Here is a 24,244-nt window from a genome sequence, read left to right as displayed (position 1 = left end):
GCCAGTCGTCGCCGCCGGGAACGTGCGGGCCACGGGGCAGGTGCGAGCCGCCTGGCAGCCAGGTCAGGGCGGCCAGGGCCGTCGTCCGCGCCGCGGCCGGGTCCTCGACCGGCCGTCCGGCGTTCGTGAGCGGCTCCCTCGGGCCCCGCGGTGTGCGGGGTGCCGGCGGGGCGGGTGCGCAGTCGTCGCACGCGAACACCCCGGACGAGTCCGGCAGGCGGCCGACGCGTACGCGTGGCCGGGGCCATTTCTTGCGGCAGACGACGCAGGCGTCGCCGAGGCGCTGAGCGGGGCTCAGCGTTCCCGGGTCGAACGTCGGCTCGCCCGTCTGGCCCATGTCCCCATCCCCCTTGCGGGAGTCGAATCACGTCACTCCTTTATAGGTGGGGACGGGTGTTGTCCCTGCTAGTGAAGGTGAAAGGGGCGGCAAAGGCTCGCGCGGCGGCGGCCCGTTCAAGATCATCGAGGGTTAACGGGGCGGTGGTCCATACGATCGTCGGGCGAGGGCTTTGCCGTCTTTTGGTGAGCCATTGCGTACAAAGGAGACATGTCGGTCCGGATCGCCGTGCCGCGCGTCCGGCCGCACCGCCCGCGGTCCGAGCGGGCCCGCGCGACGCTGGCGGTGGCGGGCGTCGCCGGCGCCTCCCTGGCGGTCGCGGTGGTGGCGGCCGCGGCCGTCCTCGCCCTGCTCGCGGACGTCCGCCGGGCCGCCGTGCTCGCCGGCGCCATGACCGTGCTCGGCGCCGTCGTCGTCGCCGTCGCGGGCTGGGGCGCGTGGGCCGCCGCCGGCCGGGCCCTGCGGCCGGTGCGGCGGCTCGACGCGGAGCTGGCCGAGATCACCGCCGCCGACCCGCGCCGCCGGCTCGCGGTCCCCGACGCCGGCACCGAGGCCGGCCGGCTCGCGCGCCGCGTCAACGGCGTCCTCGACCGGCTGGAGCGCTCGACGGTGCACCGGCGCCGGTTCATCGCGGACGCCTCGCACGAGCTGCGCACGCCGCTGACCGGCCTGCGCGCGCAGATCGAGCTGGCCCTCGCCGACCCCGCGGATCCCGAGCTCGTGGACACGCTGCGCCGGTCGCTGCGCGACAGCGAGCGGCTGCACCGCATCGTCGACGACCTGCTCGCGCTGGCCCGGCTGGAGTCGGGGGTGACCCCGGACCGCGAGCCGGTCGACCTCGCCGCGCTGGTCGAGGCCGAGGTCGCGCGCCGGACGGCCCCGGTGCGGGTGCACGCCAAGGCCGAGCCCGGCCTCACCGTCGAGGCGAACCGGTTCGAGGTCACCCGGCTGCTGCTCAACCTGCTCGACAACGCCGAACGACACGCGAACGGTCTGGTCGAGGTGGAGGCGCGGCAGGAGGGCGACAGCGCGATCGTGGAGGTGCGCGACGACGGGCCGGGCATCCCGCACGCCGACCGCGACCGCGTCTTCGAGCGTTTCACCAGGCTGGACGCGGCGCGCAGCCGGTCCGAGGGCGGCAGCGGGCTAGGCCTGGCGCTCGCCCGGCAGATCGCCGCCGTACACGGCGGGACCCTGCGGGCCGCGGACGGCGCGCTCGGCGCGCGGCTCGTGCTCCGCCTCCCGCTCGCCCGCTGATCGCCGACCGCCGCCGCGTCCGCGCGGGGCGGCGCCACGTCCGCGCCGGTCCACACTGCGTCCGCGCAGGGCGGCGCCACCTCCGGCGCGGGGCGGCGCCGCGTCCGGGACGTCCGGTCCGGGACGCCGGGGCCGCGACACCGGGCGGGGTGAGGGGACGCCCGCGCGCCGATGTCCGACAATGGTCCGGTGATGTCTCCCTCAGGCGCCGCCGCGCCCGCCGCACGCGAACTCGTCGTCCTCGGCTCCACCGGCTCGATCGGGACCCAGGCCCTCGACGTCGTCCGCCGCAACCCCGGCCGGTTCCGGATCGCGGGCCTCGCGGCCGGCGGCGAGCGGGTGGAGCTGCTGGCCGCGCAGGCGCTGGAGTTCCGCCCGGAGGTCGTCGCGGTGGCCAAGGGGTCCGCCGCGCAGGAGCTCCAGCTGGCGTTCTACGCCGAGGCCAAGCGGCGCGGCTACGCCTCCGGCGACTACGCCATCCCGAAGATCGTCGCCGGTCCGGACGCGGTCGCCGAGGTCGCGGCGTGGCCGTGCGACGTGGTGCTGAACGGGGTGACGGGCGCGCTCGGCCTGGCGTCCACGCTGGCCGCGCTCGACGCGGGCCGCACGCTCGCGCTCGCCAACAAGGAGTCGCTCATCATCGGCGGGCCGCTGGTGAAGGAGCGGGCGCGGCCGGGGCAGATCGTCCCCGTCGACTCCGAGCACTCGGCGCTCGCGCAGTGCCTGCGCGGCGGCCGCGCGGAGGAGGTACGGCGGCTGGTGGTGACCGCCAGCGGCGGCCCGTTCCGCGGGAAGGCCCGCGCCGAGCTGACCGACGTCACGCCCGAGCAGGCGATGAAGCACCCGACCTGGGACATGGGCCCGGTCGTCACCATCAACTCCGCGACCCTCGTCAACAAGGGCCTTGAGGTCATCGAGGCGCACCTGCTGTTCGACATCCCGATGGACCGGATCGAGGTCGTCGTGCACCCGCAGTCGATGGTGCACTCGATGGTGGAGTTCACCGACGGGTCGACGCTGGCGCAGGTGAGCCCGCCCGACATGCGGCTGCCGATCGCGCTCGGCATCGAATGGCCGGACCGCGTCCCGGACGCCGCACCCTGCGTCGACTGGACGAAGGCGCACACCTGGGAGTTCTTCCCGCTCGACGACGAGGCGTTCCCGTCCGTCGCGCTCGCGCGCCGCGCCGGCGAGCTGGGCGGGACGGTCCCCGCCGTTTACAACGCGGCCAACGAGGAATGTGTGGAGGCGTTCCGCGCCGGACGGCTGCCGTTCCTGGGGATAGTCGACACGATCACGCGGGTAATGGAGGAGCACGGGTCCGGGACGCCGGGCGAGCTGACGCTGGACGATGTGCTGGCCGCCGACGCCTGGGCGCGCGCACGGACCAGGGAAGCGACCGGCCCGGCCTGAGCCTCGCGGGGCCGGCCGGGCGCGGGGGGGATCCCCCGGGCGGGACCGGACCCGGAAGGGGGATCGGATGGCCTTCACCTTGGGCGCGGTGGCGTTCGTCATCGCGCTGCTGGTGTCGGTGATGCTCCACGAGGGCGGGCACCTGCTGACCGCCAAGCGGTTCGGGATGAAGGCCACGCAGTACTTCGTCGGGTTCGGGCCGACGCTGTGGTCGCGCACCCGCGGCGAGACCGAGTACGGGGTCAAGGCGATCCCGCTCGGCGGCTTCGTCAAGATCATCGGCTACACGCCGCTGGAGGAGGTCGACGAGGCCGACCGGCCGCGCGCGTTCTACCGGCAGCCCGCGGGACGGCGCGCGATCGTCATCGCCGCGGGCGTCGTGGTGAACTTCGTGTTCGCGTTCGTGCTGCTGATGGCGATGGCGATGACGGTGGGCGTCCGGGAGCCCGGCACCGTGACGACGACCGTGGACCAGGTCAGCTCCTGCGTGCCGGCCCGGTTGCAGGACGGCTGCGGCGGCGGCCGCCCGGAGTCGCCGGCGAAGGCCGCGGGCCTGCGCGCGGGCGACCGCGTGCTCACCTTCAACGGCACGAGCGTGGCGGACTGGGACGAGCTGCGCGACGCCATCGACAAGGCGAAGCCGGGGCAGACGGTGCCGGTCGTCGTGCAGCGCGCGGGCGTCCGGCGGCCGGTGACGCTGCGGATGCGGCTGGCGGACGTCGGCGGGGAGCCGTTCGTCGGCCTGTCCGCGCGGGTCGTCGGCTCCGGCTACGAGCGGACGGGCCCGCTGAACGCGGCGGTGTTCGCGGGCCGCGCCATCGGCCGGACCGTGCAGAGCATGGGCCAGATCGTGGTGGACCTGCCGTCGGCGATCCCGAAGCTGTTCACCCCCGAGCGGCAGAGCTCGCCCGGCGGCCAGGTCGGCAGCGTGGTCGGCGCGACGGAGGTGTCGGGGCAGATCTTCTCCTCGCACAGCACCGTCCGCGACAAGATCGCTCTGTATCTGTCGCTGGTCGTCTCGGTGAACATCTTCTTAGGAGCGCTCAACGTCGTCCCGCTGCTGCCGCTGGACGGCGGGCACCTCGCGGTCGTCGCCTACGAGCGGTTGCGGGTGCGCTTCAACGGCATCAGGGGACGTCCGGATCCGGGCACCGTGGATATGACCAAGCTCATGCCCTTGACATATCTGGCCGTTCTGGTGCTCGTGGGGCTCGGGGTGCTGCTGATCCTCGCGGACCTGGTCAACCCGCTCCAGATGCCGCAATGAGCGAGAAGGTTTACCGCACGTAGCCGAGCGGTCACACTATTCCATGCCGGTCGCCGTCACCTCATCCATGCGGGGCGCCTAGGCTGGGCAAAGCGAGTCAGAGGAGAGGGATGAGCGTTTCACTGGGTATTCCGACGGTCCGCGGCGAGGGCGACGGACAGGGGGCGCGGGGCCTGGTCGCGGCGCGGCGCAGGTCGCGCCAGATCATGGTCGGGAACGTGCCGGTCGGCGGCGACGCGCCCGTGTCGGTGCAGTCCATGACCACGACCCTCACCGCCGACGTCAACGCGACGCTGCAGCAGATCGCGGAGCTGACCGCGTCCGGCTGCCAGATCGTCCGGGTGGCGGTCCCGTCGCAGGACGACGCCGAGGCACTGCCGGCGATCGCCAAGAAGTCCCCGATCCCGGTCATCGCCGACATCCACTTCCAGCCCAAGTACGTGTTCGCGGCGATCGACGCGGGCTGCGCGGCGGTCCGGGTCAACCCCGGCAACATCAAGAAGTTCGACGACAAGGTCGGCGAGATCGCGCGCGCCGCGCAGGACGCGGGCGTGCCGATCCGGATCGGCGTCAACGCCGGCTCGCTGGACAAGCGGCTGCTGGAGAAGCACGGCAAGGCCACCCCGGACGCGCTGGTCGAGTCGGCGCTGTGGGAGTGCTCGCTGTTCGAGGAGCACGGCTTCCGGGACATCAAGATCTCGGTGAAGCACAACGACCCGGTCGTGATGATCCAGGCGTACCGCAAGCTCGCCGCCGCGTGCGAGTACCCGCTGCACCTCGGCGTGACCGAGGCCGGGCCGGCGTTCCAGGGCACGGTGAAGTCGGCGGTGGCGTTCGGCGCGCTGCTGAGCGAGGGGATCGGCGACACGATCCGGGTGTCGCTGTCGGCGCCTCCGGTCGAGGAGGTCAAGGTCGGCACGGCGATCCTGGAGTCGCTCGGGCTGCGCGAGCGCGGCCTGGAGATCGTGTCGTGCCCGTCGTGCGGGCGCGCGCAGGTGGACGTCTACACGCTCGCCGAGCAGGTCACCGCGGGCCTGAAGGACTTCCCGGTGCCGCTGCGCGTCGCGGTGATGGGCTGCGTGGTGAACGGGCCCGGCGAGGCGCGGGAGGCCGACCTCGGCGTCGCGTCCGGCAACGGCAAGGGCCAGATCTTCGTCAAGGGCGAGGTCATCAAGACGGTGCCGGAGTCGCAGATCGTGGAGACGCTGATCGAGGAGGCCATGCGCATCGCCGACGACATGGGCATCGAGGTCGGCGAGGACGGGTCGGTGTCCGGCCCGGGCGCGCAGGTGGTGGTGAGCTGACGCCGGACTCCGCACGGCGCACCGCGTGTGCGAGCCGGTTCGGTGATGTGACGGCCGCGGCCGCGTAGGCGGTCGGGGACGGACCCAGGAAGGGTCCTCGGGTGATGAGCCCGGGGGCCCTTTTTCGTGTGTTGTGGCCGGTGGCCGCCGGTGCGGCCGCGCGCCCCCGGACGAGCGCCGCCGGACGGGCCCTGGGCGGCCCCCGGGCGGCCGCCCGTCAGCAGGCCCGGAACCCGAACGTTCGGGCATATCACAAAGTTCCGTGGATCTTGTCACGATTCTGCATCTGGTCACGACAAGCTCTGTCGTCGGACTTGTCCGGAGGGCAACAATCTTCACTTGTTTACCCAAATGTCTGACTCATCCGAGTCGACAGGTTAGGGGGATATGTGAAGAGGACTGTCGTCGTGGCCGCGGTGGCCGGGCTCGGGCTGACCGGGCTCGGCACCGCGAGCGCACAGGCCGCGGGCCCCTCCGCGGCCTCGGGGTTCGACCCCGCCGCGGTCAAGTGGCACGCCTGCCCCGCGGACTTCGTCCAGCAGGTCCACGACCTGTACGACGGGCTGTACCCGGTCTCCAAGATCGTGCAGTGCGGCGAGCTGCAGGTGCCGCTGGACTACGCCAAGCCGAGCGGCACGAAGATCACGCTGCAGCTGACCCGTACCCCGCACACCGGGTCGGGTGCCGCCAAGGGCGACATGGTGGTGAACCCGGGGGGCCCGGGCGGCGGCGGCGCGCTGTTCGGCCCGCGGGTGTTCGCGCAGAACTCCGCGGCGCTGAAGGACGCCTACAACGTCATCGGGTTCGACCCGCGCGGCGTCGGGATGAGCGTCCCCTCGCTCAGCTGCGACCCGAACTACACCAACGCCCCCCGCCCCGACTACGGCACCGGCGACCGCGCCTCGGTCTCCGTGTGGCTGAAGAAGTCCAAGGCGTACACGGACGCGTGCAAGAAGGCCGACAAGATCGGCCTGCTGAACCACATCAAGACGACCGACTCCGTCCGCGACATGGAGTCGATCCGCAAGGCGCTGAGCGACAAGAAGCTGGACTACTACGGCGCCTCGTACGGCACCTACCTCGGCTCCGTCTACGCGACGATGTTCCCGAAGACCGTGGGCCGGATGGTGCTGGACGGCAACGTCGGCCCGTCGGACGTGTGGTACGACGCCAACCTGAACCAGGACGTCCAGTTCGACAAGAACATGGACTACTACTTCGGGTGGATCGCCAAGTACGACTCCGTCTACCACCTGGGCTCGACGCAGACGGCCGTGCGGTCGTTCTTCTACAAGCTGCGCGCCACGCTCAAGACCAAGCCGGTGTACTACACCGACCCGAGCAGCGGCCAGAAGTTCGCCGTCGGCCCGGACGAGCTGACCGACGTCATCCAGAACGCCGCGTACCGCCGCAGCCAGTCCCTGTGGAACGGCTACGCGGTGGGCCTGGCGGCCTACAAGGCCGGTGACGCCGAGACGTTCGTCGGCACCTTCGGCGCGCAGACGACCGGCGGCGCGGACGACAACGAGTTCGCCGTCTACAACGCCGTGCAGTGCACCGACGTCCAGTGGCCGACGAGCTGGGCGAAGTGGGAGCGCGACAACGTCCGCATCAACAAGAAGCACCCGTTCCTCACCTGGGGCAACGTGTGGTTCAACGCGCCGTGCCTGACCTGGCCCGCCAAGGCCGGCACGCCGGTGAACGTCGGGCGCAACCGCGAGCTGCCGCGCAACATCCTGCAGTTCGAGGGCAGCGAGGACGCGGCGACGCCGCTCGCCGGCGCGCTCGACATGCACCGCCGGCTCAAGGGCTCGCAGCTGGTGATCCAGGACGGCGACCGCACGCACTGCATCGTGCACCGCGGTTCGGCGGCCGTGGACGCCATCTTCGACCGGTACTTCCTGACCGGGGAGCGTCCGGGGCAGTCCATCACGCACGTCCCGCAGCTCGGCGACCCGGTGCCGCCGGCGCAGACGTCCGCCAAGGCCAAGTCGCTGTCCACGACGGTGACGAAGGCGGCGCGGCTGAGCGACGACGTCATCCGCTGAGAACCGTGAACGGCTGACCGGGCGGTGAGCCCGCGCCGGCCCGCGGAACGGCCGAGGAGGGCCTCGGGGAGCGATCCCCGGGGCCCTTTTCGCATGCCGGGGCTCCGCCGGCGCGGCACGCACGCGCCGACATCACGAACATTGGTGGATCTTGTCACGATTTCGCATCTGGTCACGAGTGACTCTCCCGCCATATCACCCAGAACCGCCACAATCTCCACGCAATCACGCATCCGCATGCATCGGCGCCGCTCCCCCCTCCGAGTCCGACCGGGGCTCCGGAGCCGCCGATCTGAGGGGGTCAAGTGAAGAGGATCGTCATCGTCACGGCCGCCGCGGCCGTGGCGGCCGGCGGCACCGTCGCCGCCGTCTCCGCGAACGCCGCCACCGGCCCGTCCCCGGCGGGCCTGGTCGCGGCGAGCGGGATCAACTGGGGCAAGTGCGAGGTCAGCGGCCCCGATGACCCGATGAACAAGGCCGAGTGCGCCCAGGTCCAGGTGCCGCTCGACTACGCCAAGCCGAACGGCCGGAAGATCTCGATCGCGGTGTCGCGCTACAAGCACACCGACGACAAGAATTACCAGGGCGTCCTGTTCGTCAACCCGGGCGGCCCGGGCGGCACCGGCATCGAGTACGCGCCCGCGCTGGCCCGCTGGATGGGCGGCGTCGGCCATGCCGCCACCGCCGCCAAGTACGACATCATCGGCTTCGACCCCCGCGGCGTCGGATCCAGCCAGCCCGCGCTGACGTGCGACAAGACCTGGTACAACCCGGTCCGGCCCGACTACGTCCCGCACTCCGCGAAGGACGAGGCCGTCTGGAAGGCCAAGGCCAAGAAGTACGCGCAGGACTGCCAGCGCAAGTTCGGCTGGATGCTGCCGCACATGCGCACCACCGACGCCGCCCGCGACGTCGACACGATCCGCGCCGCGCTCGGCCAGCAGAAGATCAGCTGGTACGGCTTCTCCTACGGCACCTACTTCGGCGCCACCTACGCCACGCTGTTCCCGAACCGCGTGAAGCACATGGTGCTCGACGGCAACGTCAACCCGAAGACGGTCTGGTACGACGCCCAGCTCGAGCAGGACAAGGCGTTCGAGCGGAACATGAAGTCCTGGTGGGCGTGGACCGGCAAGTACGACTCGCTCTACCACCTCGGCAAGACCGAGAAGGCCGTCGAGGCGGAGTACTACGCCGTCCGCGCCGCCGCGAAGAAGTCCCCGATCGGCGGCAAGATCGGCCCCGACGAGCTGGACGACATCGTCCTGACCGCCGGCTACAACACCGGCTACTACATCCCGTTCGCGCAGGCCCTGTCGGACTGGGTGAACAAGAAGGACGCCTCCGGCCTGCTCGACTGGCTGAACACCGGCGGCGAGGACAACGACTTCGCCGTCTACAACGCCGTCCAGGCGGCCGACGCCAAGTGGCCGCGGAACTGGAACAAGTGGCACAACGACGCGGCCAAGCTCTACAAGGAGGGCTACCGCTTCAACACCTGGAGCAACGTCTGGTTCAACGCGCCCATCGCGTACTGGCCGTTCCAGGGCGGTCCCGCGCTGAAGCTGAAGGCGAGCAAGAGCCTGCCCGGCATGCTGCTCGTCCAGTCGTCGCAGGACGCCGCGACCCCGGTCGCCGGCGGCTACAACATGCACAAGGTGTTCCCGTCCTCGCGGCTCGTCCTGGAGGTCGGCGGCAAGACCCACGCCAACACGCTGAACGGCAACGCGTGCCTGGACGACAAGGTCGCCGCCTATCTGGACAGCGGCGCCCTGCCGAAGAGCAGCAAGGGCGCGGACGCCTACTGCCAGGCCGTCCCGGCGCTGAACGACCCGAACCCGACGGCGATGACGGCCAAGGCCGCCGGCGCCGTCGCGGGCAAGGACCTGCCGATCGGCCGTCCGTAACGCCCCGGTCCACCGCGTGACGCTCGCGGCGCGCCCGTCCCTCGCCGGACGGGCGCGCCGCGAGATCCGTTTTCGGACGGAATCGCGCGAACCCCGCGGTTCCCGCGACACGCGCGGGCGCGCCGGTAGAAAGCGGGGGTGCTGAACCACGCTGGAAGAAGGGCCGCCGCCGGGACGGCCGCCGCCGTCACGCTCGCCGTCGCCGGCACCGCCGCGGCCCCCGCGAGCGCCGCCCCCGGACGGCCCGGACCCGACCCCGCGCCCCGGCCCGCCGGGCTCGCCTGGCACGCCTGCCCCGCCAAGGACCCGGTCGAGGGCACCCACCTCAAGGGCCTGCAGTGCGCGGCGCTCCGCGTCCCGCTGGACTACGCGCACCCGAACGGCGAGCAGATCACCCTGGCGCTGTCCCGCGCGCGGCACACCGCGAAGAAGAGCCAGGGCGTCATGCTGCTCAACCGGGGCGGGCCCGGCGCGCACGGCCGCGACCTCGCGGCCGTCTTCCGCACGGCGATGCCGAAGAGCGTCGCCGCGTCCTACGACTGGATCGGGTTCGACCCGCGCGGCGTCGGCGCGAGCAGGCCCGCGCTGGTCTGCGACAGGAGCTACCAGGACCCGGGGCACGCGCGTCCCGACACCGTCCCGGAGAACGCCGCCGCCGAGCGGGCGTGGAAGAAGCGGGCCCGCGCCTACGCTCGCGACTGCGCGAAGCGGTACCGGACGGTCCTGCCGCACATGGGGACGGCCGACTGGGTGCGCGACATGGACGCGATCCGCCGGGCGCTGCACCAGCAGAAGATCAACTACTTCGGGTACTCGTACGGCACCTACCTCGGCGCCGTGTACGCCACGACCTACCCGGACCGCGTCCGCCGCATGGTGCTCGACAGCGTCGTCAAGCCCAGCGGCGTCTGGTACGGCGACAACATCGACCAGAACGTCGCGTTCGAGAAGCGGATCAAGGCGTACTTCGCCTGGGTGGCCCGGCACCACGCGATCTACAGGCTCGGGAGGAGCGAGGGGCAGGTCGCCGGGGCCTATGCCCGCGCCCGCGCCGGGCTCAAGGCAAAGCCGATCGACGGCAAGATCGGCCCCGACGAGCTCGACGACACGTTCCTCGCCGACGGCTACGGCGACTACGGCTGGGCCCCGCACGCCGCGGCCCTGTCGGCGTACGCCGTCCGGCACGACCCGGGCCCGCTCCGCAAGGCGTGGCAGCGGCCGTCCTGGCTCGACCAGAACAACTACGCGGTCTACAACGCCGTCCAGTGCCGCGACGCCGCCTGGCCGCGCGCCTGGGAGCGCTGGCACACCGACAGCGTCCGCCTCTATCGCGAGGGCTACAAGTTCGAGACCTGGAGCAACACCTGGTACAACGCGCCCTGCGCGTTCTGGGGCGCGCCCGGCGGGCGGCCGCCCAGGGTGGGCGCCGGGTCGCCGGTCCCGCCGATGCTGCTGGTGCAGGGCACCGAGGACGCCGCCACCCCGTACCCGGGCGCGCTGGAGACCCACCGCCTGTTCCCGACGTCCCGGCTGCTCGTGCAGGTCGGCGGCGGCAACCACGGGGTGACGCTGTCGGGCGACCGGTGCGTCGACCGCACCGTCGTCGCCTACCTGGGCAAGGGCGCGCTGCCGGCGGACCGGCCGGGCCCCGACGCCACCTGCAAGGCCCCGGCGCCGCCGCAGCCCGCCGCCGCCAAGAAGCCCAGACGGTCCCACCACGCCGCCACGCACAAGTGAATCCGCCGGTGGGGGAGCCGGTGGAGGTACGAGGACCGGGGACGTCATAGGCTTGTCGGCGTGGTGCTGACAGTGCTGTACGCCGCGCCGGCCGCCGCCGTGCCCGCGCCAGGGTCCGGGAGCCGGTAGCCGTGCGCATGCTGGGGTCGCTGCCGGTCCGGGTCCTCGACGACCGGTACCGCGCGGAGGCGCTCGCGATCCTCGACGCCGACCCGGTGGCCAACGTGTTCGTGGGCTCCCGCGTGCACGCGGCCGGGCTCGACCCCCGCCGCCTCGGCGCCCAGATGTGGGGCTACATGCGCGACGGGCGGCTGTCCGCGCTGTGCTACTCGGGCGCCAACCTGATCCCGGTCGCCGCCGGGCCGGAGGCGATCCGCGCGTTCGCCGAGCGGGCGCAGGCGCAGGGCCGGCGCTGCTCGTCGATCGTCGGCCCGGTCGACGCGGTCGGCGACCTGTGGGAGATCCTCGCGCCGTACTGGGGGCCGCCGCGGGCCGTCCGCGCGTCCCAGCCGGTGATGGCGACCTCCGCCGTCCCGGACGTGCCGGCCGACCCGGGGGTCCGGCGGGTGCGGATGGAGGAGTTCGACGTCGTCTACCCCGCGTGCGTCGCGATGTTCACCGAGGAGGTCGGGGTCTCCCCGAACAGCGGCGACGGCGGCGTGCTGTACCGGGCGCGGGTCGCCGAGCTGATCCGCGACGGCCGCGCGTTCGCCCGCATCGAGGACGGCCGGGTGATGTTCAAGGCGGAGGTCGGCGCCGTCACCCCGCGCGCCTGCCAGGTGCAGGGCGTGTGGGTCCCGCCGGACCTGCGCGGGCAGGGGCTGTCGATCTCGGGCATGTCCGCGGTCGTGCGGGAGGCGCTGCGCGGCATCGCGCCGACGGTGTCGCTGTACGTCAACGACTACAACACGCGGGCGCGGGCCGCCTACCGCCGGGTCGGCTTCGCCGAGCACGGCTCGTTCATGTCGATCCTCTTCTAACCGCCGGCCGACTTCTAGCCGTCGGCCGACTTCCAGCCGCCGGCCGACATTTCCGGAGACGTCGGACTTGTCGGAGCGTGCCGGATCTGCGACGGACGCCTGACTCGATGGCCGATCGGCCGGTACGATCCCGCCGTGGAGTTCGCCGAGGCGTTCCGGCAGGCCGTCCAGGCGAGCGGGCTCACCCTGGAGCGCCTCCGCCACCGGCTCGGCCGGCGCGGGCTGCCCGTCAGCGTGGCCACGCTGAGCCACTGGCAGCGCGGCCGCAGCCGTCCGCGTTCCCGCGCCGCCGTCGCGATCCTGGAAGAGGTCCTCGAGGTGCCGCCGGGCACGCTGACCGGCCCGCTGGACGGAGCGGGCAGCGCCCCCGTCGCGCCGCGTGCGGGCGGACCGTCCGGCGCGCCGCCCGCCACGGCGGGCGAGCTGTGGCCCGACCCGCGAACGTACGCCGACCTCGTCGGGCAGCTCGACCGGTCCGGCGACCACCGGCTCGAACGGCTCAGCGTCCACGACGTCTACCGGCTGGACGCGGACGGCCCCCGCTGGACGCTGTCGGTCCGCGCGGTGCTGCGCGCGGCCGGCGACGACGTCGACCGCGTCGTCTGCGTCCACCGGACGGACGCCGGCGCGGGCGACGCGCTCCAGGCGGGGCCGGTCGACGGGGCGGCGGAGCTGGCGGGCGTCCGGTACTGCCGGCCCGGGCGGGTCCGCGCAGGCGGCGGGCTGATGGCGTTCGAGCTGGTCTTCGACCGCGTGCTCACGGCCGGGGAGACGGCGGTGATCGAGTACGACCTCCGGGAGTCCGGACCGGACCCCGGCGGGCCGCCGGACGGCTACGACCGGCGCTTCTCCCGGCCGGTGCACGACTACGTCGCGATCGTCCAGTTCGGCGCCGGCCGGCTGCCCGCCCGCTGCTACGGCTTCACCGCCGACGGGCCGCGCGCCCCCCGGCGGCGCCTCGGCGAACTGTGGATCGGCACGTCGGGGAGCGCGAACATCGCGGTCGGGCCCGTCCGGCACGGCATCGTCGGAGTCGAGTGGGAGTGGGAGTGACGGAACGGGCGGTCGACTTCGGGACGGCGGCGCCTTACAGTGAGGCCGAAGGTCGTGAGCACGCCAGTCAAGGCCGTGGAGCGGGGGCCGGCCGGAGCGGATCCGGAGGCCGAGCAGTGCAGAGCGTCGCGGCGGAGGACGACCTCCTCCAGGTCCTGCGGTACGGGCCGTTCAACGTGGCGCTGCACGCCGCCATCCAGGCGCGCGGCCTCAGCCTCGAGGCGCTGCGCCGCCGGCTCGAGGCGCAGGGCGTCGCCGTCAGCCTGTCCACGCTGAGCTACTGGCAGCGCGGCCGGACCCGTCCCGAACGTGCCGGGTCGCTGCGCGCCGTCCGCGGCCTGGAGGTCATCCTCGAACTGCCCCGGCACTCCCTGCTCACCCTGCTCAAGCCGAACGCCGAGCGGCCGCCCGGTCCGTGGCCGCCGATCGAGGAGCTGTGCCCCGAACCCGGCGTCCGGGACCTGCTCGACGAGATCGGCGACGGCGGCGAGCGGCTGCTCACCGGCCTCAGCCTGCACGACCAGCACGTCATCGGCCGCCACCGGGAGCTGCGCGAGGTCCGCACCCGCGCGGTGTTCCAGGCGCAGCGGCGCGGCGTCGACCGCTGGATCGCCGTCTACCACCATCCGCACGGCGTGCTGCCGGCGTCGCGGACCGCGCGCGGCTGCCGGTTCGGCCGCGTCCGGATGGACGCCTCCAGCGGCCTGATCGCCGCCGAGCTGCTGTTCGACCGGGCGCTCGGCCGCGGCGAGACGTACCTGCTGGAGTACGGCTTCGGGTTCGGCGAGTCCGGCCCGCCCGCCACCGAGGAGGGCCGCGGGTTCCGCACGCCGCAGCACGAGTACCTCATCGAGGTGAGCTTCCACCCCGCCGCGCTGCCCGCCCGCTGCTACCGGACGTGGCGCCCCGACGGCCACACCGCCCTGGAGGACGCCGCCGACCTGCGGCTGTCCAGCTACCACAACGTCCACTTCATCGAGTTCGGCATGCCGGCCGGCTACCACGGCATCCGCTGGGAGTGGTCCTAGCTCAGGTGACGAGGAGGCCGAGGAGGCGGTCGAGCTCGGCGGCGGGGTCCCCGGTGAGGCCGGCGTGCACCGGGCCCGGCTGGACGATCGTGCTGCGCGGCGCCGTCAGCCACCGGAACCGCGCGCCCGGCGCCTCCTTCGCGGCCTGCCCGGCGCCCGCGCCGCCGCAGCAGATCGCCTCCACGCCCTTCAGCGCCGACCGCACGCCGTCCAGGTCCAGCGACGGGTCGAGCGCGCGCAGCCGCGGCTCGTCCAGGTGGGTGCGGCAGCCGAGGTAGTCCAGCGCCCGGCAGTACACCACCACGCCCACGTTCATGCTCTCGCCGCGCTCGACCCGGGGGACGACGCGCAGCGCCGCGTACTCGAACACCGTGGGCTCCCCGGCCGCCCGGATGTTGCTCGTGGGGACGTCGCTCACGAGGGACCGCCCAGCCAGCCCGGACGGTTCTCGCCGCGCCGCGCCCCGGTGTCCGGCCGGTGGGCGCTGACGTCCAGGTCGGGCAGCCAGTCGCGGGGCTTGCCGGCGCGCGGCAGCAGGATGTCCACGTACGCGTCGCGCAGCTCCTGCGGGCCGGCGAACCCGGGCTCGTTCTCCAGCCACCGGTCGGGTACCAGCGCGGTCACCTCGCGCAGCAGCCCCTCGGTGATCTTCGGCGCCAGCTCGGCCTCCGCCTCCTCCAGCCGCGTCGCGAACGGCGTCAGCACGTGGTCGTCCACGTCGTAGGGGCCCGCGAACAGCCGCGCGGCGTTCGCCCACGCGTGATGGAAGATGAGGCTCGCGCCGTGGTCGATCAGCCACACGTCCCCGTGCCAGACCAGCATGTTCGGATTGCGCCAGCTGCGGTCGACGTTGCCGATGAACGCGTCCAGCCACAGCACCCGCGACGCGAACAGCCGGTCCGGCCGCCAGCCGAGCGGGTCGAACCCGAGCGAGCCGGGCAGGAAGTCGACGCCGAGGTTCCAGCCGGGGCTGGCCTTCAGCAGGTCCTGCACGTCGGGGTCCGGCTCATGCCGGCCGATCGCCGGGTCGAGGTCGATGAGCACCTGGTCGGGCACCTGGAAGCCGAGCCGCCGCGCCAGCTCGCCCGCGATCACCTCGGCGATCAGCGCCTTGCGGCCCTGCCCGGCGCCGTGGAACTTCATGACGTAGGTGCCGAGGTCGTCGGCCTCGACGACGCCCGGCAGCGACCCGCCCTCGCGCAGCGGCGTCACGTAACGGATGGCGGTCACATGTGGCAACACGCCGCAACGCTACCGGGTGCGCGCGGGCCCGGGATAATCGGCGGCATGGCCGCTGAGCTGCTCGACCTGTCCGTCCCGATCACCACCGGAATGCCGGTGTACCCGGGCGACCCGGAGGTGGCGGCCGTCCCGGCGCTGACGGTCGAGGACTCCGGCGTGAACGTCCTGCGGCTGCACATGGGGTCGCAGACCGGCACCCACGTGGACGCCCCGTTCCACATCGACGACGCGCTGCCCCGCCTCGACGAGCTGCCCCTCGCCCGCTTCACCGGCCCGGCCGTCGTGATGGACGCGCGCGGCCTCCCTCCCCGCACCCCCATCGGCCCGGACCTGCTCCCGGACGGCCTCGCACCCGGCGCCGTGCTGCTCATCGCGACCGGCTGGTCGTCGCGCTGGGGCACGGACGACTACCTCGCCCATCCGTACCCGTCGCCGGAGACGGCCGAGGCGATCGTCGCCGCGGGCGTCCGGACGGTCGGCATCGACGCCCTCAGCGTCGACCGCACCCCGCCGCCGGGCTCGGACGACTTCTCGCTCGCCGCGCACCGCGTCCTCTGCGGCGCCGGCGCCGTCATCGCCGAGAACCTCACCGGCCTCGGCCCGCTCGTGGCCGCGCAGGCCGAGGGACGCCCGATCGAGGTCTCCCTCTTCCCGATCGCCCTCGCCGGCGCAGACGGAGCCCCTGTCCGCGCCGTCGCCCGGCTCGGCGCGGCATAGGGCTCGCGGGGCGGGCGCGACGCGTCCATCATGGGATGCCGGGATGAGCGGAGGGCGGCTCGATGCGGGTGTCGTGGGTGACGGACCAGGGGAGCCCGGAGCGGCTCAACGAGGACTTCGTGGCGGCGGCTCCGGGCGCCGTGGTGGTGCTGGACGGGTGCGGGCTGCCGCTCGGCACCGACCTCGGGTGCGTGCACGGGACGGCCTGGTACGCGCGGTCGCTCGGGACGCGGCTGCTCGCGCGGATGCTGGACGGCCTCGGGCCGCAGGCCGGGCCGCCCGTCGCGCCGCCGGAGGGGGCGCACCGCCCGGCCCGGCGCCCGCTGGTGGCGCGGCTGGCCGGGGCCATCGCGGACGTGGCGGCCGCGCACCGGGCGAGCTGCGACCTGACCGTCCCGACCACTCCGGCGGCGACGGTGCTGGCGGTGCGCCTCCGGGGCGACCTGGTGGACTACCTGGTGCTGGCCGACTCGACGATCCTGCTGGAGCGCGTCACCGGCGAGGTGGAGGAGATCACCGGCGGCCCCTACTACGCGGCGGCGGACCCGGGCGCGGCGGAGGCCGCCATCACCGGGACGGTCCCGGTGGGGGAGCTGCGCCGGGTGCTGATGCTGACGGACGGGGCGACCCGGCTCGCCGACACGTTCGGCGCCACGGGCTGGGACGGCCTGGCGCGGTTCGCGGCCGAGCAGGGGCCCGGCGCGGTCGTCGCGCGGACGCGCGAGGCCGAGCGCTCCGACCCGCAGGGCCGGCGGTGGCCGCGCCGCAAGATCCACGACGACGCGACGCTGGCCATCTGCGCGTTCCCGCAGTCCTGACGCATTTCCGATCCCGCCGGGCGGGACGGCGCCGCGAACGCTCCACCGGCCGGCCGTAGGGTGGCGCGGACCGAGGGAGAGGGGCCGCCGCATGCGGTTGGGGATCACCATGTTCGCGACCGACCTGACCATGCCGCCACATGAGCTGGCCAGGGAGGCCGAGGACCGCGGGTTCGCCTCGCTGTACGTCCCCGAGCACACCCACATCCCGGTGGCGCGGGAGACGCCGCCGCCGACCGGCGACGCGGCCCTGGCGCCCGAGTACGCGCGCACCCTCGACCCATTCGTGGCGCTCGCCGCGGCGGCGGCCGTCACGGAGCGGATCACCCTCGGCACCGGCATCCTGCTGCCCGCGCAGCGCGAGCCGATCGTCACCGCGAAGGCCGTCGCGACGCTCGACCGGATCGCGGGCGGGCGGGTCGCGCTCGGCGTCGGCTACGGCTGGAACGCCGAGGAGGGCGCCGACCACGGCGTCCCGTGGAAGCGGCGGCGCGCCGTCGTGCGCGAGCACGTGCTGGCGATGCGCGAGCTGTGGACGCGGGACGAGGCGTCGTTCAAGGGCGAGTTCGTGAGCTTCGAGCCGAGCTGGTCGTGGCCGAAGCCCGTGGGCCGCGTCCCCGTGCTGCTCGGCGGCGCGCCCGGGCCGACGCTGTTCGCGCACATCGCCGAGTACGGGGACGGGTGGATGCCGATCGGCGGCGCCGGCATCCGCGAGGCGCTCCCGGACCTGCGCCGCGCCTGCGCGGACGCGGGACGCGACATGGTCCCGGTCGTCCCGTTCGGGACCGTGCCGAGCGCGGAGAAGCTCGGCTACTACGCGTCGATCGGCGTCGAGGAGGTCGTGCTGCGGGTCCCGGGGGGCGGCCGGGACGCCGTCCTGCCGGTGCTGGACGAGTACGCCCGCACCTACCTGTGACGCGTCCCGGCACCGGCGGCCGCGTCCCCGGCTGCTAGCGGACCATCCGGAAGCAGAAGAAGGTCGGGAACCGGTAGATCTCGCCCTTGCCGGCCTTCACCGCGCCCAGGATCAGGAACACCCACTGCCCGAAGAGAGCCTCCAGGTACGGGAAGGCGAGCGGGACCAGGAACCAGGGGCTCTCGGTGACGATCGTCGCCGGGACGCAGACCGCGCCCACCGCCAGGAAGTGGATCAGCAGCGTGATCTGGAGGTTCAGCGCCTGCGCCGCGTGGAAGCGGATGAACGGCGACTCGCGCATCTTCACCAGGTAGATGATCAGCGGCGCGAGGAACGAGATCACGAGCGTGCCGACGTAGGCGAAGATGGCCCACGTGGTGTCGTCGTTGCGCGGCGGCGGGTACTGCGGCCCGTACGGGACGCCCGGCGGCCCGTAACCCCAGCGCGGGTCGTACGGCCCTCCGGGAGGGGGACCCGGCGGCTGCCCGTACGGCTCCCCGTAGGGCGGTGGCTGCTCGGTCACGGGGGATTCCTTCGCGGCTGCAGGGGTTCGTCGGGTGAATCATAAAGTGCGCTACGGCCACGGCCCATGAGGGACGGCGACCGGCCCGACGACGGCGCGCGGGCCGCCGACGTCGAGAAGACCATCGGCAGCGTCCGGCCGAGCTGATCCGGGTGCCCGGTCCGCCCGCTGGGCGGGACCCGGCGCGCAAGGCACCCCCGCGCGCATTTTAGAATCTCGTTCGGCTCACAAGGAGGCTGAATGAGCGGGGCGATGACCGAACGGCACATGCTCGGCGAGGACGAGGCGGCACCGCTGGCCGGGCTCGCCGCCCGGGTCCGCGAGCTGACCGAGGCCGCCGTCCTCACCGGCGTCGGCGCGGACGAGGCGCGCGCCGTCGCGGACGAGATCGCCGCGCTGACCGAGCGGCTCCGGGCCGTGCGGCGGGACGCTCCGCCGTTCCTCGTCACCGACGGGCACCGCATGGACCGGCAGGGCGGCAACCCGGTCACCGGCGTCCTCAACCCGATCGCACCGCCCGTCGACCTCGACGTCACCGCGGACGGCATCGTCCGCGCCGAGTTCACCCTCAGCGACGTCTACGAGGGGCCGCCGTCCTACGTGCACGGCGGGATGTCGGCGATGGTCCTCGACCAGGCGCTCGGCATGGCCGCCGCGCAGACGGGCGTCGGCGGGATGACCGCGACCCTCGAACTGCGCTACCGGCGGCCGACGCCGCTCGGCGTGCCGCTGACGGTCGAGGCCAAGGCGAGCCGCGTCGAGGGCCGCAAGATCTACGCGTCCGGGACGATCGCGGGCCCCGACGGCCGCGTCACCGTCGAGGCCACCGCGATGTTCGTCACGCCGCAGCACTTCCTGGTCCACGAGCGCTGACCGCGCCCGGGCCGGTCGGGCGGGCCGGTCAAGCGGGCGCGCCCGCCTCCCGGACGGCCCGCGCCCGGGCCGGGTCGGGCAGCAGCGCGAGCGCGCCCAGCGTCAGCACCGACGACACGATCATCGCGACCGCGATCGCCCACCAGCCGTAGTCGTGCAGCAGCCACGTCGCGAGCAGCGGCGCGGGCCCGCCCGCGATCACCGACGCGAGCTGGTAGCCGATGCCCGCCCCGCCGTACCGCAGCCGGGTCGGGAAGCTCTCGGCGATCAGCGACGCCTGCGGCCCGTACTGCACCGCGTGCGGGATCTGCGCCACCACCACCGCGATGACCACCAGCGCCGCCGCCTTGGTGTTGATCAGTCCGAAGTACGGGAACGCGATGACCGCGATGAGCAGCGACCCGACCGCGTAGACGCGCCGCCCGCCGATCCGGTCGCCGAGGTGCCCCGCCGCCGGGATCGTGAACAGCTCCAGCACCGCCGCCGCCGTCACCGCGCTGAGCGCCAGTCCCTGCCGCATCCCGAGGTCCTTGTGGATGTACGTCAGGGCGAACGAGGTGAAGATGTAGAACGGCATCTGCTCCGAGCACCGCAGCAGCGCGCTCAGCACGATCTCCTTCGGGTGCCGCCGGACGACCTCGGCGACCGGCACCCGCGCGACCTCCCGCTTCTCCACCACCTCGGCGAACAGCGGCGTCTCCATCACCCGGACCCGCACGAACAGCCCGACCGCGACGAGCACCAGGCTGAACAGGAACGGAACCCGCCACGCCCAGTCGCTGAACGCCTTGTCCGCCGACAGCGCGATGGCCGTCATCATCCCGGTGCCGAGGATCAGCCCGATCGGCACCCCGATCTGCGGCAGGCTCGCCATCAGCCCGGTCCGCCGCCGGTCGCCCCACTCCATCGACAGCAGCACCGAGCCGCTCCACTCGCCGCCGACCGCGATGCCCTGCAGGACGCGCAGCACCACCAGCAGCACCGGCGCCGCCGCGCCGATCGAGTCCGTCCCCGGCAGCACCCCGATGAGCGCGCTGGAGATCCCCATCAGCACGAGCGTGACGATCAGCATCGCCTTGCGGCCGAGCCGGTCGCCCCAGTGCCCGAAGATCGCCGCGCCGACGGGCCGCGCCGCGAACCCGACCGCGTACGTCGCGAACGCCGACAGCGTCCCCGCGTAGTCGCTCGACGCGGGGAAGAACACGTCCTTGAAGACGATCGCCGCCGCGGTGTTGTAGAGGAAGAAGTCGTACCACTCGATCGAGGTGCCGATCACGCTCGACACCGCGGCCAGCCGCACCTGCCGCCGCCGCTCGCCGCCGTCCGCCGCGCGGGCCCGCGCCGCGTCCCCGGGATCAAGGGCCATGGGAGCCGTCCCTTCCCGACCGCCCCCGCCGGTCCCTGCCGTTCGTGACCACGGGGATTCCCCGGGCGGCCCGTCCGGAAACCGCTTTCCGGCCGTTCGGCGGGGCGCCGGTCAGCGCGGCCGGACGAGCGGGAGGAACACCAGGTCGACGATCTCGGCGATGGTCGCGTCCGTGATCGGCTCCGGGCCGTGCATCAGGTGCTCGTTGCGGAGCAGGGCGACGGGCAGGGTCGCGATGCGCGGGACGAGGGACTCCTGCCGCGCCTCCCCGCGGGCGACGGCCCGCGCGAGGACGGTCAGCATGGTGCCGGGCTCGCCGCGGGCGAGTTCCTCGCGCAGGGCGGCCATCGTCTCCGGGTCGCGGCGCGCGTCCGTCACCAGACCGCGGAGGATCTCGGCTCCGGCCGGCGAGGTCATCCGGTCGGCGGCGGCCCGCAGGAGGGCGATGACGTCCGAGCGGAGCGCGCCGGTGTCGGGCGGGCTCTCCGGCCGCGCGACCAGCTGCCGGTAGGCGGCGAAGGCGAGCGAGGTGCGGCTGGGCCAGCGCCGGTAGATCGCCGTCTTGTTCGTGCCGGCACGGGCGGCGACCCGGTCCATCGTGAAGCCGTCGTACCCCCGGTCGGTCAGCTCGTCGACGGCGGCCTGCAGGACGGCCTGCTGGACCTCCGCCGCGCTGCGCCTCGGGCGCCTCGTCCGGTCGTCGCCGCCGCGCGCCGGGTCTCGCACGGCGCCGTCGTCCGGTTCCATGGCCGCCCTCCAGAAGACTCGTCAGTACCTTTTCCTGAGCCCAGGCCGTAGATTACGCGCCTCTTGAAGGGACTATAAGTCCCTTGCAAGGGGACTCTCGGTACCTTAAGGTTCGTGGCGGGCGGCCGGCACGCCGCCCGTGGACCCCGCGTGCGCTTCTGCCTGGGGGAACGATGATCCAGACGGTCTTCAGCAGCGACGAGTTCGCACCCGATCGGCGGCTGGCCGCCTTCGACGACTTCCAGGTCACCAGCGCGCACCCGATGCGAGTCGTGAGCGACGGGTCGCAGGCCTTCCAGGCGACGGTGCGGGCGCTCGATCTCGGGGCGGCGGACGTCGTCGAACTGACCTGCTCGGAGGCCGAGGTCCGGCGGCCTCCGTCGCTCATCCGCGCGTGCGACCCGGAACTGTACGCGGTCGTGTTCCCGTTGCGCGGCCGGATCGTCGTGGACCAGGCCGGGCGCCGGGCCGAGCTGGACGAACGCGACCTCGCGGTCTACGACAGCGGCCGTCCGCTGCGGGTGCGGATCACGGCGGGGGAGCGGCCGGCCAGGCTCGTGCGCGCCCAGGTGCCCCGCACCCTGGTGTCGCATCCGGAGCGGGCCGACCGGATCGTCGCGGTGCCGCTCTCCGGCAGGTCGGGGGTGGGGGCGCTGCTCACCGAGTTCCTCGTCCGGCTGACCACGGACGCCGGGACCTACCGTCCGGCCGACGTCCCCCGGCTGGGCGGCATAACGGTCGACCTTCTGAACGCGCTGATCGCGCACCACGCGGACGCCGGGCCGCCGGACGACTCCTCGCCGCGCGCGCTTCTGCCGGGCATCAAGGAGTACGTGTGGCGGCACCTGCACGATCCCGGTCTGTCGCCACGCTCGATCGCCGCCGCGCACCACATCTCGGTCAGCTACCTGCACCGGCTGTTCCAGTCGCAGGGCATGGCGGTCGGCGCGTGGATCCGCGGGCTCCGTCTCGAACGCGCGCGCCGCGATCTCGGGGACCCGGCGCTGGACGCGGTGCCGATCCGGCGGATCGCGACGCGCTGGGGATTCAACGACCACGCCACCTTCACCCGCGCGTTCCGGGCGGCCTACGGCATGGCCCCGAGCGACCATCGGCGCCGCAAGCTCGGGGCCGCGCGTGACTCGGCCCAGGGGTAGTGCGACTTGCACCGCCCGAGACGAGGAATCGCCGACCGGGGTGCGGGCCGCGCGGTTGGGGCGCAGGCGCCGCGCGGCCCGCTTGCGAGGGTCAGGGCAGGACGACTCCGCCGAGCTTCGCGCCGCGTCCCTGGACTCCGAGCGTGCTGGAGTAGAACGTCTTGCCTGCGGTGGTGGACACGCCGGACGCGCCGCCGTTCAGCATGTACAGCGCGCCGCCGCCGTCGTTCTCGCCGCTCGCGCCGGCGGTGAGGTCGGCCTTGCCGTCGCCGTTGAGGTCGGCGAGCGACACCTGGGAGCCGAACAGGTCGTTCTGTTCGGCGTGGCCCGTCACATCCCCGCTGTTCTCGCTGATCTGCTGGGCGCCATTACCGGTCACTCCGCCCGGCCCGCCGTAAAGGACGGTGACCGCGCCCGCCTTGGCGACGGCGTCCACGGTCTTTTCGGGGGCGCCGACCGCGATGTCGGCGCGGCCGTCGCCGTTCACGTCGCCGGTCGCCACGGACGCGCCGAAAACGTCGCCGTACTCGCTGGTTCCCGGAACGCCGTCGGTGTCCTGGTCGATGACGGTGGCGGCGCCGACGCCGGACGCGGTGCCGGGATACACCCGAACCTCCCCGCCGTCGTGGTCGGTCGCCACGCCCGCGACCAGGTCGGCGCGGCCGTCGCCGTTGACGTCACCGGCGGCCAGGGACCGCACCGCGGTGTCGGTCGAGGTGAACGCCGGGGTGTCGGCGAGGCCGGTCGCGGCGCCCTGGTAGACGTTGAGCCGCAGCGAGGGATCCTCCCCGTCGATGCCGTCCCAGATGTAGGCGTACGCCAGATCGGCGTGACCGTCGCCGGTGAAGTCGGCGGCGGTGGTGGCGACGTGAACGCCTTCGCCCTCCCCCTGGCCGACGGAGGTCGTCGTGCCGGCCACCTCGCCCGAGCCGAGACCGCGGTAGAGGGTGAAGGAACCGCGGCCCCCGGCGATCAGATCGGGCTTGCCGTCCCCGGTGACGTCGGCCGCGCTGACGGTGACCGCGCCGTGGGCGTCGCCGCTGCCGTCGGTGGTCCCGAACCGCACGGCCCTGGACGACAGGCCGCTCGCACCGCCATAGATGACGGTGATGCCGCCGCCCTCCCACGCTCCGTTGGAGTCCTCGCCGTCGGCGACCACGGCGAGGTCGGCGTAGCCGTCGAGGTCGAAGTCGGCCGAGGCCAAGGAGGCGCCGAACCCGTCGCCCGCCTCCGAGCCGCCCGGGATACCGGCGCTCTCCTGCGAGATGACCTGCCGGTGCGCGGAGTCGGGCCCGGACGCGCTCCCGTAGACGACGGTGACGAACCCTGCCATGGCGGCGCCGTTCGCGGTGCCGAGCGGGCTGCCGAGCGCCAGGTCGCGGTGGCCGTCGCCGTTGAAGTCGCCCGGCCGGGCCGGCGCCTTGGGGGCGGCGTGCGCGGGGACGGCGGACAGGCCCGCCGTGCCGGCGGCCACCGCCGTGACCGCGGCGAGCGCGGCGCCGCGCAGGCGCCGATTGCGTCGAGTCATGGGCACATCCTTCTGGCGGGGTGAGT

The 24,244-nt window shown here is 73.6% G+C and carries 22 protein-coding genes; 15 read left to right on the top strand and 7 right to left on the bottom strand.

Translation table 11 applies throughout. The features are described from left to right. The coding region (locus AB0C78_RS31735) for a hypothetical protein (RefSeq protein ID WP_360754999.1) at positions 1 to 337 on the bottom strand (337 nt) is incomplete at its 3' end. Positions 338 to 547: 210 nt separating this feature from the next. Between AB0C78_RS31735 and AB0C78_RS31730 the strand changes: the two genes are divergently transcribed. From AB0C78_RS31730 to AB0C78_RS31685, 10 genes are all read left to right on the top strand, one after another. Next, positions 548 to 1,594 carry a HAMP domain-containing sensor histidine kinase gene (locus AB0C78_RS31730; protein ID WP_360754988.1) on the top strand — a complete coding sequence of 349 codons (1,047 nt, stop codon included), beginning with the start codon at positions 548 to 550 and terminating at the stop codon, positions 1,592 to 1,594. Positions 1,595 to 1,786: 192 nt separating this feature from the next. Next, positions 1,787 to 3,007, top strand: coding sequence for a 1-deoxy-D-xylulose-5-phosphate reductoisomerase (gene dxr, locus AB0C78_RS31725; RefSeq protein ID WP_360754996.1), 1,221 nt, complete (start codon positions 1,787 to 1,789; stop codon positions 3,005 to 3,007). A 67-nt stretch (positions 3,008 to 3,074) separates the two neighbouring features. Beyond that, positions 3,075 to 4,274, top strand: coding sequence for a site-2 protease family protein (locus AB0C78_RS31720; protein WP_360754985.1), 1,200 nt, complete (start codon positions 3,075 to 3,077; stop codon positions 4,272 to 4,274). 110 nt (positions 4,275 to 4,384) lie between these two features. After that, positions 4,385 to 5,578: a flavodoxin-dependent (E)-4-hydroxy-3-methylbut-2-enyl-diphosphate synthase gene (gene ispG / locus AB0C78_RS31715; protein ID WP_360754982.1), complete on the top strand. Its 1,194-nt coding sequence runs from the start codon at positions 4,385 to 4,387 to the stop codon at positions 5,576 to 5,578. Between the two features lie 389 nt (positions 5,579 to 5,967). Continuing rightward, positions 5,968 to 7,626 carry an alpha/beta hydrolase gene (locus tag AB0C78_RS31710; RefSeq protein ID WP_151546655.1) on the top strand — a complete coding sequence of 553 codons (1,659 nt, stop codon included), beginning with the start codon at positions 5,968 to 5,970 and terminating at the stop codon, positions 7,624 to 7,626. Between the two features lie 305 nt (positions 7,627 to 7,931). Next, a complete protein-coding gene (locus AB0C78_RS31705; protein WP_360754979.1) occupies positions 7,932 to 9,533 on the top strand; it encodes an alpha/beta fold hydrolase in 1,602 nt (533 codons plus the stop codon). 138 nt (positions 9,534 to 9,671) lie between these two features. Then, positions 9,672 to 11,270, top strand: a complete 1,599-nt coding sequence (locus AB0C78_RS31700; protein WP_360754976.1) for an alpha/beta hydrolase — start codon at positions 9,672 to 9,674, stop codon at positions 11,268 to 11,270. A gap of 137 nt (positions 11,271 to 11,407) precedes the next feature. Next, on the top strand, positions 11,408 to 12,250 hold the full coding sequence (locus AB0C78_RS31695) for a GNAT family N-acetyltransferase (protein ID WP_151544589.1): 843 nt from the start codon (positions 11,408 to 11,410) through the stop codon (positions 12,248 to 12,250). Between the two features lie 135 nt (positions 12,251 to 12,385). After that, a complete protein-coding gene (locus AB0C78_RS31690; RefSeq protein WP_360754973.1) occupies positions 12,386 to 13,303 on the top strand; it encodes a hypothetical protein in 918 nt (305 codons plus the stop codon). A gap of 116 nt (positions 13,304 to 13,419) precedes the next feature. After that, entirely contained in the window at positions 13,420 to 14,331 is a 912-nt protein-coding gene (locus tag AB0C78_RS31685) for a hypothetical protein (RefSeq protein WP_360754971.1), read from the top strand. Between the two features lies 1 nt (position 14,332). On the opposite strand, the gene AB0C78_RS31680 is transcribed toward AB0C78_RS31685, so the two are convergent. Then, positions 14,333 to 14,749 (bottom strand): DUF3037 domain-containing protein, encoded by a 417-nt coding sequence (locus AB0C78_RS31680; protein WP_151544584.1) that lies wholly within the window; start codon positions 14,747 to 14,749, stop codon positions 14,333 to 14,335. Beyond that, positions 14,746 to 15,573, bottom strand: a complete 828-nt coding sequence (locus tag AB0C78_RS31675; RefSeq protein WP_360754967.1) for a HipA family kinase — start codon at positions 15,571 to 15,573, stop codon at positions 14,746 to 14,748. Before AB0C78_RS31675 ends, AB0C78_RS31680 begins: the two co-directional genes overlap by 4 nt. A gap of 45 nt (positions 15,574 to 15,618) precedes the next feature. On the opposite strand from AB0C78_RS31675, the gene AB0C78_RS31670 reads away from it, so the two are divergent. The 3 genes from AB0C78_RS31670 to AB0C78_RS31660 all read left to right on the top strand — a co-directional run bounded on the left by AB0C78_RS31670 (position 15,619) and on the right by AB0C78_RS31660 (position 18,024). Beyond that, positions 15,619 to 16,290: a cyclase family protein gene (locus tag AB0C78_RS31670; RefSeq protein WP_360754965.1), complete on the top strand. Its 672-nt coding sequence runs from the start codon at positions 15,619 to 15,621 to the stop codon at positions 16,288 to 16,290. 77 nt (positions 16,291 to 16,367) lie between these two features. Beyond that, the gene (locus AB0C78_RS31665) at positions 16,368 to 17,108 is read left to right on the top strand and encodes a hypothetical protein (protein WP_360754963.1); all 741 of its coding nucleotides are present in this window, start codon (positions 16,368 to 16,370) and stop codon (positions 17,106 to 17,108) included. A gap of 91 nt (positions 17,109 to 17,199) precedes the next feature. After that, positions 17,200 to 18,024 (top strand): TIGR03619 family F420-dependent LLM class oxidoreductase, encoded by an 825-nt coding sequence (locus AB0C78_RS31660; protein ID WP_360754960.1) that lies wholly within the window; start codon positions 17,200 to 17,202, stop codon positions 18,022 to 18,024. 34 nt (positions 18,025 to 18,058) lie between these two features. Here AB0C78_RS31660 and AB0C78_RS31655 read toward each other — a convergent pair whose 3' ends face one another. Beyond that, positions 18,059 to 18,547, bottom strand: coding sequence for a DUF4870 domain-containing protein (locus tag AB0C78_RS31655; protein WP_360754958.1), 489 nt, complete (start codon positions 18,545 to 18,547; stop codon positions 18,059 to 18,061). Positions 18,548 to 18,787: 240 nt separating this feature from the next. On the opposite strand from AB0C78_RS31655, the gene AB0C78_RS31650 reads away from it, so the two are divergent. Then, positions 18,788 to 19,420: a PaaI family thioesterase gene (locus AB0C78_RS31650; RefSeq protein WP_360754956.1), complete on the top strand. Its 633-nt coding sequence runs from the start codon at positions 18,788 to 18,790 to the stop codon at positions 19,418 to 19,420. Positions 19,421 to 19,448: 28 nt separating this feature from the next. Here the strand turns inward: AB0C78_RS31650 and AB0C78_RS31645 are convergent, their stop codons facing one another. Then, on the bottom strand, positions 19,449 to 20,786 hold the full coding sequence (locus AB0C78_RS31645) for an MFS transporter (protein WP_151544576.1): 1,338 nt from the start codon (positions 20,784 to 20,786) through the stop codon (positions 19,449 to 19,451). A gap of 111 nt (positions 20,787 to 20,897) precedes the next feature. Further along, positions 20,898 to 21,533 carry a TetR/AcrR family transcriptional regulator gene (locus tag AB0C78_RS31640; RefSeq protein ID WP_360754953.1) on the bottom strand — a complete coding sequence of 212 codons (636 nt, stop codon included), beginning with the start codon at positions 21,531 to 21,533 and terminating at the stop codon, positions 20,898 to 20,900. A 173-nt stretch (positions 21,534 to 21,706) separates the two neighbouring features. Here AB0C78_RS31640 and AB0C78_RS31635 point away from each other — a divergent pair, with 173 nt between their 5' ends. Further along, complete coding sequence (locus tag AB0C78_RS31635; protein ID WP_360754951.1) at positions 21,707 to 22,690, top strand: helix-turn-helix domain-containing protein; 984 nt, start codon at positions 21,707 to 21,709, stop codon at positions 22,688 to 22,690. 91 nt (positions 22,691 to 22,781) lie between these two features. Here the strand turns inward: AB0C78_RS31635 and AB0C78_RS31630 are convergent, their stop codons facing one another. Next, the gene (locus AB0C78_RS31630; protein ID WP_360754948.1) at positions 22,782 to 24,218 is read right to left on the bottom strand and encodes an FG-GAP and VCBS repeat-containing protein; all 1,437 of its coding nucleotides are present in this window, start codon (positions 24,216 to 24,218) and stop codon (positions 22,782 to 22,784) included. Positions 24,219 to 24,244 lie beyond the last annotated feature (26 nt).

Origin of the sequence: Actinomadura sp. NPDC048394 (assembly GCF_040651755.1) — a bacterium.
GTDB classification, from domain to species: Bacteria; Actinomycetota; Actinomycetes; order Streptosporangiales; family Streptosporangiaceae; genus Spirillospora; species Spirillospora montaniterrae.
The sequence above is the reverse complement of the archived record's forward strand: the minus strand, read 5'-3'. Positions and strand labels throughout refer to the sequence as shown.

Bases quoted from the DNA above. Each gene is read 5' to 3' on its own strand.
- AB0C78_RS31730 (WP_360754988.1), top strand. From the start codon at position 548: ATGTCGGTCCGGATCGCCGTGCCGCGCGTCCGGCCGCACCGCCCGCGG.
- dxr (WP_360754996.1), top strand. From the start codon at position 1,787: ATGTCTCCCTCAGGCGCCGCCGCGCCCGCCGCACGCGAACTCGTCGTC.
- AB0C78_RS31720 (WP_360754985.1), top strand. From the start codon at position 3,075: ATGGCCTTCACCTTGGGCGCGGTGGCGTTCGTCATCGCGCTGCTGGTG.
- ispG (WP_360754982.1), top strand. From the start codon at position 4,385: ATGAGCGTTTCACTGGGTATTCCGACGGTCCGCGGCGAGGGCGACGGA.
- AB0C78_RS31695 (WP_151544589.1), top strand. From the start codon at position 11,408: ATGCTGGGGTCGCTGCCGGTCCGGGTCCTCGACGACCGGTACCGCGCG.
- AB0C78_RS31670 (WP_360754965.1), top strand. From the start codon at position 15,619: ATGGCCGCTGAGCTGCTCGACCTGTCCGTCCCGATCACCACCGGAATG.
- AB0C78_RS31660 (WP_360754960.1), top strand. From the start codon at position 17,200: ATGCGGTTGGGGATCACCATGTTCGCGACCGACCTGACCATGCCGCCA.
- AB0C78_RS31650 (WP_360754956.1), top strand. From the start codon at position 18,788: ATGAGCGGGGCGATGACCGAACGGCACATGCTCGGCGAGGACGAGGCG.
- AB0C78_RS31645 (WP_151544576.1), bottom strand. From the start codon at position 20,786: ATGGCCCTTGATCCCGGGGACGCGGCGCGGGCCCGCGCGGCGGACGGC.
- AB0C78_RS31640 (WP_360754953.1), bottom strand. From the start codon at position 21,533: ATGGAACCGGACGACGGCGCCGTGCGAGACCCGGCGCGCGGCGGCGAC.
- AB0C78_RS31635 (WP_360754951.1), top strand. From the start codon at position 21,707: ATGATCCAGACGGTCTTCAGCAGCGACGAGTTCGCACCCGATCGGCGG.
- AB0C78_RS31630 (WP_360754948.1), bottom strand. From the start codon at position 24,218: ATGACTCGACGCAATCGGCGCCTGCGCGGCGCCGCGCTCGCCGCGGTC.